The sequence below is a fragment of the Erythrobacter ramosus genome (assembly GCF_009828055.1).
Lineage (GTDB): Bacteria > Pseudomonadota > Alphaproteobacteria > Sphingomonadales > Sphingomonadaceae > Erythrobacter > Erythrobacter ramosus.
In genome coordinates this window covers 1,217,318-1,230,703 of record NZ_WTYB01000001.1, presented here as the reverse complement: position 1 = coordinate 1,230,703, position 13,386 = coordinate 1,217,318, and the positions used below count along the sequence as shown (strand labels likewise).

The window sequence follows — 13,386 nt, the reverse complement described above, 5'->3', positions numbered from 1 at the left end:
CTGTTGTTTGCTACAGCTCTTTTTGTCGCGTGTTGGCCGGCAATCAGAACGTGATGCGCACCCCGCCCGAATAACGACGGCCGAAACGCTCGTATTCGATCGTCAGATCGTCGGTGAACGGCGTCGGGGTGCCGGTCGCGGTAAGCAGGTTGCCCGGCTCCGAGAAACGGCGGCCCTCCTGGTTGAGCAGGTTCGAAGCGTCGAAATAGATTTCGAAGTTGCTGTTGATGGCATAGCGCATCGAGAAATCCATCTCGTCATCTGCCGCCCAGTAAGTGTCGCCCGCATCGGTCAGGTCGTTGGCGATCCCGTCGAGCCAGGCGCTGCGGCGCTGGTACTGGAGACGCGCCGAGAAGCCGTACTTCTCGTAGTAACCGCCGATATTGTAGACCTTGTCCGAAGTGCCCGGCAGACGCACCTTGCGCTCCGGGATGTTCGAAGCGGCAAACGCCGGCTTGGTCGCCTCGCTGTCGTTGAGAGTCAGGTTGGCGGTGATGCCGAAGCCGCCCATCCACTCGGGCAGGCCGAGATCTTCGGTCCACGGCTCAAGCTGCAGCTGCGCCGCCATTTCGACACCGTAGATCCGTCCCTCGCCGGCGTTGGCGATGCCGGAGAAGATGTAGTCCGAACGATCGAGCCCGCCGATGTTGAGCGCAGTCGAGCCAAAGGTGCGACGGTCGATATAGAGCACGTCGCGCACGTCGCGGTAATAGGCGCCGATCGAGAGGAAGCCCTGCGGCACGAGGTACCATTCGAGGTAGCCGTCGAGGCCCCACGAACGCTCGGGCTTCACGCCTGGGTTGCCGCCGGAGATGGTCTCGTTGACATCGTCGACTACAACGTTTGGACGCAGCTGGTCGTAATCGGCTCGTGCCGCACCGCTGGTGTAGCCGACGCGGATCTTGCCATTTTCGGTGATGTTGTAGTTGATGTGCAGGCTGGGGAAGAACAGCGTGCGGTCGGAGGCGGCGGTCACCGTCTGGCTGACCCCGGCGATGGTGGCCAGCGCCGTCCCGGTGTTCTCTAGGCGCTCAACGCGCACACCGCCGAGGATGCTGCCCCAGTCGTAGCGCAGCGTGCCCATCACGAAGCCAGCATAGACGCTCTCGCGCACCTCGAAGTTGTCGCCGGTCAGCGGGGCAAAGGCGAAGTTCGCCCGCGCCGCTTCGGAAACGGCCTCCATCTGGCGGGTGTCGAAGTAGCGGAAGGTGTAGCCCATCGGGATCGCGCCCTGGAAGGGCAGGTCGATCGAGAAGGCGTTGTAGTCGGTCGGAATGCCAACGGTGGTGAACTGCGCCGCCTGGCTCAGCGCGATCTGGTTGTTGACCGACTCCTTGGTGCGCTGGTCGTACTGGAAGCCGATCTTGAAGGTCGCCTCGGCGCCTGCGAAACCGGTGTCGTAGGCGAGGATCGCACGGCCGGTATAGGCATTGGTATCGTCGACAAGGTCGCTTACCCGCAGTTCGGACAGTGGCTTGTTGAAGGTGTCGATCGCGGTCACCGCCGAGCCTGCCTGGAAGCGGGTCGGGCTGGCGAGCTGGAGCGTGGTGAACAGCTGCGGGGTGTTGCGCAGCGGGTTGGTGAAGTCATAGGCCACGGTCGGACGCAGGGTGCGGGTCGAGGGGCTGTTCCAGCGCGCTTCGCCGGTGACCGAACGGTCATCGCGCGAGCGGGTGTAGTTGGCGAGCCATTCGAACCGGAAGCCGCTGTCGCCGAAAGTGTGCTTGCCTTCGAGGGTGTTGGTGAAGATCGACTGCTCGAAATCGCGCAGCGTCGAACGCTGGTTGATGTCGATCCCGTAGACCGTGCCGGCCTGCGGCGTGTTGCCGATGCAGACGTCGGCATAGCCGGTGGTGGTCGGCGCCGGGTTAACGGTGGTCGGGCAGGTCGCGGCGTTGGCGACGATATCGCCCTGACGGTCATCGAAGTCGAAGATGTAGTTGTCGCGCGCTTCGTCGTCGGTGAAGATGGTGTAGACCGAGCGCAGCGAGATCTGGTTGTCGTCGTCCGGACGCCAATCGAGGCGGCCCGAGACCGACCAGTTCTTGCGGGTCAGGCGGTAGAGCTTGTTCTCGGTCTCGCGCGCCCAGAAGCGTGTGGCGGCGCCGGGACGCTGATCCTGCGAGACGCGTTCATAGTCGACCTCGAAGTTGTCGGTGATCATGTTGCGTTCGTAGTAGCTGCCCGAGACCAGCACGCCGATCTCACCAAGGCCACCTACGTCGAAACGGTCCGACACCACGAGGTTGCCCTCATATTCCTTGCGGTCGCCCAGTTCGGCGATGCCCGCACCGGCCTTGCCCAGCACACGCAGGCCGGCGTAATCAAAGGCAGAGCGGGTGATGATGTTGACGTTGCCCGACACGGTCTCGCCCGGCATGTCCGGGGTGATCGCCTTGGAGACGATGATCTGCGAGGCAATCGCCGAAGGGATCGAATCAAAGCGCGCATCGCGACCTTCGGGGCTGACGATGTTGATCCCGTCGAAACTCAGAGTGGTCCAGTAGTTGGGCGCGCCGCGAACCGAAATGTAACGCGCCTGGCCCTGGTCGCGCTCGACGGCGAGGCCGGGCAGGCGGCCAGTGGCCTGGGAGATGTTCTGATCGGGCAGGCGGCCCACCGAGTCAGCCGAGAGGACCGAGACGAGGTTGTCCGAGAGGCGCTGGATGCGCAGCGCGGCCGCTTCAGATTCGGCGATCGGGCGGGTGCCATCGACGACGATTTCGCCCTCTTCCGCGACGACGGCCTCTTCGGCAGCCTGATCCTGGGCGACCACCGCCTGCGGGTCGGCGGCGTCGGTAGCAAAGGCGGGCGCGGCGATGGTCGAGGTCAGTGCCACAGCGGCGCTGCCGAGCAGAAGATGGGTGCGGATCATGCTGGTATTTCCCCTGAGTTGCCCGTTAATTCCGGGCCATGATGCCGCCGCGCCTAGCTTCGCGAGATGACAGGTGAGCGGCCGGACAGTGACAGAACAAAGACAGAGCCAGGTGTTGCGCAAATGCCTCAATTGGAGAGGTGGCGCGGCTGCCAGGAAGCGCCTAGCAATCGGCAAAACGGGATGAAGGAGACGGGTGAATGAAGATCGAGGCGGGCATGGTAGCGGTGGTCACCGGCGGCGCATCAGGGCTCGGCAAGGCGAGCGCCAAGGCCTTCGCGGACGCAGGCATGAAGGTCGCGATTTTCGACATCAATGATGCCGACGGCGAGGCCCACGCCGCCGCGATCGGCGGTACCTTCCACCATGTCGACATCATGGACGAGGCCAGCGTCGAGGCCGGTTTCGCTGCCGCGCGCGCCGCTAACGGGCAGGAACGCGTGACACTCCACTGCGCAATGGCGAGCCGCCGCGGCAAGACGCTGGGCTGGGACAAGGAGGCAGGCGCCTTTAAACGCCTTTCGACCGAGGATTACGCCTTTGGGGCGGAAGGGATTCTGGTCGCCAGCTACCGCGTCGCAAGCATCTCGGCGCTGGGCATGGCGAATGCCGATCCGGTCAATGACGATGGCGAGCGCGGCTGCATCATCCTCACCGCCAGCGTTGCCGCGCAGGACGGACAGATCGGGCAGGTGATCTATGGCAGCTGCAAGGCCGGGGTGAATGGTCTGGTCCTGCCGATGGCGCGGGACCTGATGGACATGGGCATCCGAGTGAATTCGGTCATGCCGGGCATTTTCGCCACCCCGCTTATGTTGGGAATGAAAGACCGCAACCCGCCGATGTGGGCGCAATTGAACGCCTCTGTCCCCTTCCCCAAGCGCCTCGGCGAGCCGGAAGAGTTTGCCTCGCTGGTGCTGGAGATCGCCCGCAACAGCTACATCAACGGCCACCAGTTCCGCCTGGATGGCGCAATCCGTATGCCGCCGAAGTAGGTTCAATATCACCGCGTCGTCATTGCGAGGAGCCGCAGGCGACGCGGCAATCCATCAACAGACCTTTCCGCAAGTGGAACCGGCCGATCATGGATTGCTTCGCTCCGCTCGCAATGACGAGGTAAGAATTATGGCTACCCAGACCAACGAATATCCCACCAAGGCCTATGGCGCGACCGCGCCTGACAGCGGCGTCGGGCCGATGGCAATCACCCGGCGGGGCCTGCGCGACGATGACGTGCTGATCGAGATCACCCACTGCGGCATCTGCCATTCCGATCTGCACTCGGCGCGCAACGATTGGGGCTTCACCACCTATCCGATCGTGCCGGGTCACGAGATCGTCGGCACTGTCAGCGCGGTTGGGAGCGGCGTCACCCGCCACAAGGTCGGCGACCGGGTGGCGATTGGCTGCATGGTCGATTCGTGCATGGAGTGTACGCATTGCGATGCCGATCTCGAGCAATACTGCCTCGATGGCGGGATGACCGGCACCTATAATGGCAAGGACCGGCGCGACGGCAGCCTGACCTTCGGCGGCTATTCCGAACGCATCGTCTGCCGTGAGGAGTTTGTGCTCAAGGTGCCGGACGGCATGCCGATGGCCGAAGCCGCGCCGCTGCTGTGCGCCGGGATCACGTCATACAGCCCCTTGCGGACATGGAAGGTCGGACCGGGCAGTAAGGTCGCCGTCGCAGGCCTCGGCGGATTGGGTCACATGGGCGTAAAGCTGGCCGCGGCGATGGGCGCGGAGGTGACTGTGCTCTCCCGCTCCGAAAGCAAGCGCGCGGACGCGGAAAAGCTCGGCGCGCACGCCTTCCTCAACACCGATGATGACGCCGCGATGAAGGCCAAGCGCGGCTATTTCGACATGGTGCTCAACACCATCCCGGTGCGCCATGATGTCGTGCCCTATCTGCACTTGCTCAGGATTGACGGGGTGCAGGTGCTGGTCGGGCTGATCGGGATGATGCCCGAGCTTCACACCGGCGTGTTGCTGGGGCGCAAGGTGCTCACCGGCAGCGGGATCGGCGGGCTGGCCGAGACGCAAGAGATGCTCGATTTCTGCGCCGAGCATAACATCCTCCCCGATATCGAAGTGATCGCGATGCAGGACATCCAGACCGCTTACGACCGGATGGAGGCCAGCGACATCAAGTACCGCTTCGTCATCAACATGGAGAGCCTGCGCGCTGAACCGGCGGTGGCGACATGACGTATCGCTCTGGCGGACGACCTGTGATTATAGCTATTTGCAAACTGTGGCACGAAAGACACGCAAGAAGATAATGTGAAACCCCCCTCTCACATAACCTTTGTGCGCGATGGCCGGTTGGGGGAATATAACGCGGACGTGACGGGAACCCGATTCATCGGATAAAATCTTCTGCACGGCCCGCAGGTGGAACGATCCAAACCTCTCTATGGAGCGTTCCTTATGTCCATTCGTTTTGCCTCGGCCGCTTCGGCCGTCGCTCTCATCGCCTGCTTTGCCACGCCTGCCTTTGCAGGTGAGACGCAAGCCGCTCCCGCTGGCCCGGCCGATGAAACCGAAATCGCCGTGACCGAGGCCGATCAGGCCGCTGTCGCTCTGCGCGCTATCGAGCCGATCGACCTTGCCACCGCCACGGGCCAGGAAGAAGAAGCGTCCGCCATCACCATCTCGGGCTCGGCCACTCTCACCAGCGACTACCGCTTCCGCGGCGTTTCGCAATCGGATGAAGGCATGGCCGTGCAGGGCGGCTTCACCATCTCGCATTCCAGCGGCTTCTATGTCGGCACCTGGGGCTCGAACCTGTCGGGCTGGGGCACCTTCGGCGGCGCCAACATGGAGCTCGACATCTACGCGGGTTACAAGCTGCCCGTCGGCGAAGGCACGCTGGACCTTGGCGGCACCTGGTACATGTATCCCTCGGGCGCTGACACCACCGACTTTGCCGAACTCTATGCCAAGCTTTCGGGCAGCGTCGGGCCAATCGGGCTGACCGCTGGCGTCGCCTATGCACCGTCGCAAGAAGCGCTGGGCAATGCCTTCCCGGTCGGGGCTCCCGCCAACCCGGGTGACAAGGAAGACAACCTCTACCTTTCGGGCGATGCGACCTATGGCATCAGCGGCGCGCCGATCACGCTGAAGGCTCACATCGGCTATTCGGACGGGAACCCCGGCCTTGGCCCCAACGGGACCAGCGTCGCCCCGACCGGCACCTATCTCGACTGGCTGATCGGTGCGGACATCGTGCCGATCTCGGGCCTGACGCTGTCAGTTGCCTATATCGATACCGATATCACCGAAGCCGAAGCCAACCTCATCCGCCCGAACTTCGCCACGCTGGCGGGCGATTCGATCTCGGACGCGACGGTGGTGTTCTCGGTCACCGCTTCGTTCTGATCGCGAAGGAATGACAGAAGGGGCGCTCTGCCAAGCGGCAGGGCGCCCTTTTTCATTTACAACGATACCGAACCCGTCCGCTTCTAACCTCCTGTAAATGCATGTTGACTACATATGTAGTCATGACTACAGGCGTAGTCGGATTGCCTGAAGGAGGATGGTTTGGCAGAGGCTGTAAACGCACGTGCATGGGTCGCCGCGCTTGCGGTATCGATCGGCTGGAGCACACCAGCAGCAGCCGACGAAGCGACGCTATGCGCACAGGCGACGCGCGTTGCGACCGATCTTGCCTGTGCCGAAAGTGCACGGGGCATCGCGATGGCCGGCACGAGCGATCGCGCGCGGGAATTGCTCGGCCTTGCCGAAGGCGGCGCGGACCGCTTTGTCATCCATTTCGGGCGCGCGCCGCTGCACTATGCCGTGGTCGAAGGGCGAAGCGCCGTCACACCGCCCGAGACCATCGATGCGCTGCGCAAGGCCGGTTTCCCGGTGGTCCTCCCGTGGCTGTCCGACGCGGTCTATCGCGAGCAGGTCGAGCGCACGCTGCGCCCCGCCATCACTGCACAGATGGCAGACAAGCCGCCCGAGCAGATCGAGGCGGCCGTGGCCGCGGGGCTCACCCAGCAGCTCGATCCCGCGCGCCGCGCGAAGGTCGCCATCGCTGCGGTTCCGCATGAGCTCGGCCACGACTGGTTCCGGATCGGCTTCTGGCCGGACGCCGCGCTCGGTGAAGGCCAGCACTATGGCGGGCCGAGCCCCGACTGGCTCGACGAAATGTCCGCCGTGCTGATGGAACCCCCGGTGATCTTCGATGAGCGGGTCGCCGAATTCGGCAAGCGCTACCAAATCTATCGCGCCGCCCTCGAGCAAGCGGACGACAACGCCCGCGCGCTGTTCGACCTCGGCCAATTCCTGAAGGAAGTGCACCCTGCCGCCGCACAGGCGCGCGCCATCATCGACCAACCCAGTGCCGAGGAGAAGAAGAGCACTGTGCGCCTGGTCACGGGCGACGGTGCGCGCAAAATCGCCGAAGGTGGCCTGCGCTTCTACCTTCAGTCCGCGGTCGTCTCGCAATATCTGTTCGACCGCACCGGCGATAAGGCGGTGCTCGCACGCGTGGCCGAAGCCTTCGCGCGCGGCGAGACTATCGAGCAATGGCTCGCCAATGCCGAGCCCAAGGGTTCGCTGCCCCACAATCTTGCGGCGATGCAGGCCGATTGGTTGGTTTGGCTGGAGGCGCGCTTCCCGCCCGGTTGATCACAGGTCCCTGAGGAGGAGCGCCCTTTCCTTTTGCTTGCCGCCCCGATAGGTTTCGCCGCAAAACCGGAAACGGGTGATGGGAGAGCGATAATGAAGCGGAACCTTGTGTGGACGGCAGCGGCTGCGGTGCTGGTGGCGGCTCCGGCCATCGAGGCGCTCGCGAAGCCGCGCTTTGCGGCGACCATCACCCGCACCACCTTCGGCATCCCGCATATCAAAGCGCGCGACTGGCGCGGTGTCGGCTACGGCGTCGCCTATGCCTATGCCGAGGACAATCTGTGCCTGCTGGCCGAGGAATTCGCCACCGTAGCGGGCGAACGCTCGCTCCATTTCGGGCCGCAAGCCGCAGCCACGCTGGGGTTCGAGCAGGTCGACAACCTTTCCTCCGACGTGTTTTTCCGCACGATCATCGATCTGCCGACGCTGCGTGAAGGGGCCAAGACGTTGACCCCGCGCGTCATCGGCCTCCTGGACGGTTATGTCGCGGGCTATAACCGCTTCCTCAAGGATGCCGGAGCAGACGGCATCCCGGCCGAATGCCGCGGCAAGGCCTGGGTCCGACCGATCACGCGCGACGATATGCTGCGGCTGAATGAAAAGCAGATGCTGCTTGCCAGCTCGCTTAACCTCGCGCCCGCGATTGCCAATGCCGCCCCTCCCGGCAGCCCCGCCCCCAAGGTTTCGATCACTATGCCCAAGCCTGACGAGCTCGGCCTCGGCAGCAATGGCTGGGCCTTCGGCGGGGATGTGACAGCGGATGGACGCGGGATGCTGATCGGCAATCCGCACTTCCCATGGAAAGGCCCCAGCCGCTTCTGGCAGATGCATGTGACCGGGCCGGATGGCTATGACGTCATGGGGGTGGGCCTAGCGGGCACGCCGCTGCCGACGCTGGGCTTCAACAAGGACATCGCCTGGACCCATACCGTCACGCAGGCCAAGCACTTCACCCTGTTCCAGCTGACGCTCGATCCGGCGGACCCGACCCGCTACATGGTCGATGGGACCAGCACGCCGATGACGAGCCAGACCGTGACCGTGCCGATGCCCGAAGGTACGCCCGCCGTCACCCGCACGCTGTATAGCACCCGCTTCGGCCCGGTTTTCGTGATCCCCGCGCGCGGCGTCACCTGGAGCGCCGCGACGGCCTTTGCGGTGCGCGATGCCAATCGCAGCAACCAGCGCGGGATCGAGACCTGGCTGCGCATCGGTGAGGCGAAGAATGTCGGCGAAGTGAAGGCTGCGGTGACCGAAACGCTCGGCATCCCCTGGGTCAACACCATCGCGTCTGACCGTTACGGCGACGCGCTGCACGCCGATGTGACCGCGGTGCCGAATGTCTCGGCAGACAAGATCAAGACCTGCTCGACACCGATCTCGGGCCTGTTCGCGGAACTCGCCGTGCTGCTCGACGGCACGCGTGAGGCCTGCGACTGGGATGTGGCGGCAGGCACTCCCACTCCCGGCCTGATGCCCGCGGGCGATCAGGCGGCGACCATCGTGCGCAGCTACCTCACCAATTCGAACGATTCCTACTGGATCAGCAACCCGGCGATGCCGCATCGCCAGCTGTCGCCGATCCTTGGCGAATATGGCACCGCGCGCAGCCTGCGCACCCGTTCGAACTTCACGGAGACGGCGGCGCTGCTGGCGGGCGGCAAGGTGGACCATGCCCGCGCGCAGGCCCACGCCTTCGCGAACAAGAGCCTCGCCGCGGATATGACGCTGGACGAGATCAAGGTGCTGTGCACCGTGACCGAAGGGCTGCCGGATACGGCGGTGCGCGGCTGCAATGCCTTGGCTGGATGGGATCGCCGCTTCGAAGCGACGAGCCGCGGCGCAGCGCTGTTCCGCGCCTTCTGGGCCAAGGCAGGCCGCTTGCCCGGCCTGTGGCAGGTGCCGTTTGATCCCGCCGATCCGGTAAACACCCCGCGCGCACTGGCGGTTGATGGGGCCAAGGGCGAGAAACTGCTCACAGCGCTGGCTGAAGCCGTGGCTGACCTCGACAAGGCCAACATCCCGCTCGATGCGCCGTGGGGCGACGTGCAGCGGGTCATGGCGGGGAACGACGCCATCGCGATCCACGGCGGCCCCGGCACGCTCGGCATTCTCAACATGCAGGAATCCCGCCCCGCCCCCTATGGCGGGCTGATGCCGGTGCATGGGACGAGCTATATCCAGATCGTTGGCTTCGATGACAAAGGCCCGGTGGCGGACGCCATCCTGAGCTATTCGCAATCGACCAACCCCGCCTCGCCCCACGCCGCCGATCAGACCCGCGCCTATGCCGCCAAGCAGTGGCACCGCTTGCCGTTTGGCAAGGCCGAGATCGCCGCCGCAGCAATCAGCAAACCCAAGCGCATCGCCGAATAGACCGGGCACCATGCCAGAACCCACTCTGCCCAAAGCCCTCGCCTTCGATGTGTTCGGCACGGTGGTCGACTGGCGCACGAGCGTCACGCGCGAATCCGCCGTGTTTCTGGAGCGGATTGGACAGGACCCCGGCACCGCCGCAGCCTTCGCCGATGCCTGGCGCCGGCAATATATCGCGGCGATGATCGGGATGAAGAAATCGGGCCGGGCCTTCGTCCCGCTCGACGTGCTTCACCGCGAAATGCTCGAGGCGACCTTGCGCGAATGGAGCGTGGATCCCGGCCGGATCGACGAGGCGCTGCTGGCCGACTGGAACCGGGCGTGGCACCGGCTCGACCCGTGGCCCGATGCGGTGGCGGGGCTGACCCGGCTCAAGACGCGGTTTCCGATTGTCACGCTGTCGAACGGCAATGTCGCGCTGCTGGTGGCGATGGCCCGGCATGGCGGGTTGCCGTGGGACGCGATCCTCGGCGCGGAGGTGAGCGGAGCTTACAAGCCCGATCCCCGAGCCTACCTGCGCACCGCCGAACTGCTGGGCATTGCGCCGGGCGAGCTCAGCCTCGTCGCCGCGCACCACGGCGATCTTGCTGCCGCCCGCGCCTGCGGATTGCTGACTGCCTATGTCGACCGCCCGGACGAATATGGCGGCGCGCCGGCACCCGATGCCGATTACATCCAGACTTGGGAATGGTCCGCCACCAGCCTGACCGACCTTGCCGATCAACTGGGTTGCTGAGCTACCGGCACCGTCAATTCGATAACTTTCGAAATGAGGATTGACTCGGGCGTGGCCTGAGTTATTTCGATCATTCTCGAAAGGTAGCGTAATGGACGATCTTGGCACGCAGGTCTGGGCGGTGGATGCGCTGGGTGCGCTCGCCCACGAAACGCGGCTCGCGGTGTTTCGGATGCTGGTCAAGGCCGGCCCTGATGGCATGATCGCTGGCGCAATTGCCGAACATCAGGGCGTGCCGCCCTCGACCATGTCGCATCATCTGGCGACGCTCGAGCGCGCCGGGCTGGTGCAGTCCGAGCGCGAAAGTCGCCTGATCCACTACCGCGCCGATTATCCCGGAATGCGCCGCCTACTCACTTTCCTGATGCAGGACTGCTGCCAAGGCGCACCCGAAATGTGCTCCGATCTGATGGCCGGACTGGCCTGCGAACCCCACGGCTGAGGACAGGATGACCGACACCCCTTTCACTGTGCTGGTCCTGTGCACCGGCAATTCGGCCCGCTCGATCCTCGGCGAAGCACTGTTCAACCATCTCGGCCAAGGCCGGGCGCGGGCCTTCAGCGCAGGTAGCAGGCCCAAGGGCGTTCCGCATCCGGGCGCGCTCAGGCTGCTGGCGCGGCGCGGGATCGACACCGCCGCCTTCCGGTCGAAAAGCTGGGACGAGTTCACGGCCCCTGGCGCGCCGCGGATCGATCTGGCGATCACCGTGTGCGGCAATGCCGCGGGCGAAGCCTGTCCGGTGTTCCTCGGCAGCCCGCTTAAAGCCCATTGGGGCCTGCCCGATCCGGCAGACGTCTCCGGCACCGAAGCCGAAGTGGATGCCGCCTTCGAGGAAACTTGGCGCTTGCTGGAAATGCGGGTGCGGGCATTCCTTGCGCTCGACAGAGCGGCGCTCAGCACACCCGCGCTGAAGGCTGCGCTTGCCGACATTGGCGCGCTAGAAGGGGCTGCGGCATGAGCGCGGACGCATCACCGCTCGGCCTGTTCGAGCGTTACCTTTCGGTCTGGGTGCTGCTCGCCATTCTGGCTGGGCTGGGGTTGGGCATGACGGCGCCAGACGCGGTCGGCGTCCTTGCCGGACTCGAATATGCCTCGGTCAATCTGGTGGTCGCGGTGCTGATTTGGGCGATGATTTTCCCGATGATGGTCGGGGTCGATTTCAGCAGCATTCGTGACATCGGCCGCAAGCCCAAGGGCCTCGTCATCACGCTGGTGATCAACTGGCTGATCAAGCCCTTCACAATGGCGGCGCTCGCGGTGCTGTTCTTCGACTATCTCTATGCCGGGATCCTGCCGCGCGGCGACGCTCAGCAATACATCGCCGGGCTGATCCTGCTGGGCGCTGCGCCCTGCACCGCGATGGTGTTCGTCTGGGCGCAGATGACGCGGGGTGATCCCGCCTACACGCTGGTGCAGGTGTCGGTGAACGATCTCGTCATGATCATCGCCTTTGCGCCGATCGTGGCGCTGCTGCTGGGCGTGACCGACATTGTTGTGCCGTGGGAGACGCTGCTTCTGTCGGTGGTGCTCTATGTGGTGATCCCGCTGGTCGCCGGAGCCTTCACCCGCAGCCGCGTCATTGCTGCGCATGGCGGCGACGACGCGGCGGTTGACGCCTTTACTGCCAAGCTGAAGCCGTGGTCGGTGATCGGCCTGCTGGCGACCGTGGTGCTGTTGTTCGCATTTCAGGCGGGCACGATTGTCTCCAATCCGCTGCTGATCGTGCTGATCGCGATCCCGATCATCATCCAGTCCTATGGCATCTTCGCCATCGCCTATGCCTGGGCCTTTGCGTGGAAGGTGCCGCACAATATCGCAGCGCCCTGCGCGTTGATCGGCACGTCCAATTTCTTCGAGCTCGCAGTCGCGGTCGCCATCGGGCTGTTCGGGCTGTCGAGCGGCGCGGCCTTGGCGACGGTGGTGGGTGTGCTGGTCGAGGTGCCGGTGATGCTGTCGCTGGTCGCCTTCGCCAACCGCACCCGCGCGCAATTTCCGGGAACCCCAGCATGACCGAATATCAGTGGCTCAGAACCCTGCCCGATCCGGCGCATTTGCCCGCGCTGAAGCCGGAATACGCGCATCTCCGCCCGGCGCTCGGCCTCGGCCCGCTTGATCCGCCGCCGCGCATCCTGCTGCTCTACGGCTCCTTGCGTGAGCGGTCCTTTTCGCGGCTCGTGGTCGAGGAGGCGGCGCGGCTGCTGCAATTCTACGGGTGCGAGACCCGTATCTTCGATCCGCGCGATCTGCCGATGCCGGACGCTATCGCGGGCGACGATCATCCGGCGGTGCACGAATTGCGCGAACACTCGCTGTGGTCCGAAGGGCAGGTGTGGTGCAGCCCCGAACGCCACGGCCAGATCACCGGGATCATGAAAACCCAGATCGACCACCTGCCGCTCGCCTATCAGGGCCTGCGCCCGACGCAGGGGCGCACGCTGGCGGTGATGCAGGTTTGCGCCGGATCGCAGAGCTTCAACAGCGTCAACACCCTGCGCATTCTCGGGCGTTGGATGCGGATGTTCACTATCCCCAACCAGTCCTCGGTCGCCAAAGCCTATCTGGAATTCGACGAGGCCGGGCGGATGAACCCGTCGAGCTATTACGACCGGATCGTCGACGTGGTCGAGGAACTGGTGCGCTTCACTGTCCTGCTGCGACCCCATGCCGAGCAGTTGGTGGATCGCTACTCCGAGCGCAAGGACCAAGGCACGCCAGTCGAAACCCCGGCTGATGCGGCAGGGATCACTGGGGCCTAGG

At 64.7% G+C, this 13,386-nt stretch carries 11 protein-coding genes; 10 read left to right on the top strand and 1 reads right to left on the bottom strand.

The features are described from left to right. Nucleotides 1–43: 43 nt before the first annotated feature. On the bottom strand, nucleotides 44–2,875 hold the full coding sequence (locus GRI59_RS06100) for a TonB-dependent receptor (protein WP_160760257.1): 2,832 nt from the start codon (nucleotides 2,873–2,875) through the stop codon (nucleotides 44–46). A 200-nt stretch (nucleotides 2,876–3,075) separates the two neighbouring features. Between GRI59_RS06100 and GRI59_RS06095 the strand changes: the two genes are divergently transcribed. The 10 genes from GRI59_RS06095 (at nucleotide 3,076) to arsH (ending at nucleotide 13,385) form a co-directional block, all read left to right on the top strand. Continuing rightward, entirely contained in the window at nucleotides 3,076–3,870 is a 795-nt protein-coding gene (locus GRI59_RS06095; protein WP_160760256.1) for an SDR family oxidoreductase, read from the top strand. A 130-nt stretch (nucleotides 3,871–4,000) separates the two neighbouring features. Next, a complete protein-coding gene (locus GRI59_RS06090) occupies nucleotides 4,001–5,086 on the top strand; it encodes an NAD(P)-dependent alcohol dehydrogenase (protein WP_160760255.1) in 1,086 nt (361 codons plus the stop codon). A 222-nt stretch (nucleotides 5,087–5,308) separates the two neighbouring features. Next, nucleotides 5,309–6,259, top strand: a complete 951-nt coding sequence (locus tag GRI59_RS06085; protein ID WP_160760254.1) for a TorF family putative porin — start codon at nucleotides 5,309–5,311, stop codon at nucleotides 6,257–6,259. A 162-nt stretch (nucleotides 6,260–6,421) separates the two neighbouring features. Next, nucleotides 6,422–7,516, top strand: coding sequence for a hypothetical protein (locus GRI59_RS06080; RefSeq protein ID WP_160760253.1), 1,095 nt, complete (start codon nucleotides 6,422–6,424; stop codon nucleotides 7,514–7,516). Between the two features lie 93 nt (nucleotides 7,517–7,609). Next, a complete protein-coding gene (locus GRI59_RS06075; RefSeq protein WP_160760252.1) occupies nucleotides 7,610–9,892 on the top strand; it encodes a penicillin acylase family protein in 2,283 nt (760 codons plus the stop codon). 10 nt (nucleotides 9,893–9,902) lie between these two features. Then, nucleotides 9,903–10,628, top strand: a complete 726-nt coding sequence (locus GRI59_RS06070) for a haloacid dehalogenase type II (RefSeq protein WP_160760251.1) — start codon at nucleotides 9,903–9,905, stop codon at nucleotides 10,626–10,628. 91 nt (nucleotides 10,629–10,719) lie between these two features. After that, nucleotides 10,720–11,070 carry an ArsR/SmtB family transcription factor gene (locus GRI59_RS06065; protein WP_160760250.1) on the top strand — a complete coding sequence of 117 codons (351 nt, stop codon included), beginning with the start codon at nucleotides 10,720–10,722 and terminating at the stop codon, nucleotides 11,068–11,070. 7 nt (nucleotides 11,071–11,077) lie between these two features. Next, nucleotides 11,078–11,587 (top strand): arsenate reductase ArsC, encoded by a 510-nt coding sequence (locus GRI59_RS06060; protein WP_160760249.1) that lies wholly within the window; start codon nucleotides 11,078–11,080, stop codon nucleotides 11,585–11,587. Continuing rightward, nucleotides 11,584–12,639: an ACR3 family arsenite efflux transporter gene (gene arsB / locus GRI59_RS06055; protein WP_160760248.1), complete on the top strand. Its 1,056-nt coding sequence runs from the start codon at nucleotides 11,584–11,586 to the stop codon at nucleotides 12,637–12,639. Before GRI59_RS06060 ends, arsB begins: the two co-directional genes overlap by 4 nt. Further along, entirely contained in the window at nucleotides 12,636–13,385 is a 750-nt protein-coding gene (gene arsH / locus GRI59_RS06050) for an arsenical resistance protein ArsH (RefSeq protein WP_160760247.1), read from the top strand. Before arsB ends, arsH begins: the two co-directional genes overlap by 4 nt. Nucleotide 13,386 lies beyond the last annotated feature (1 nt).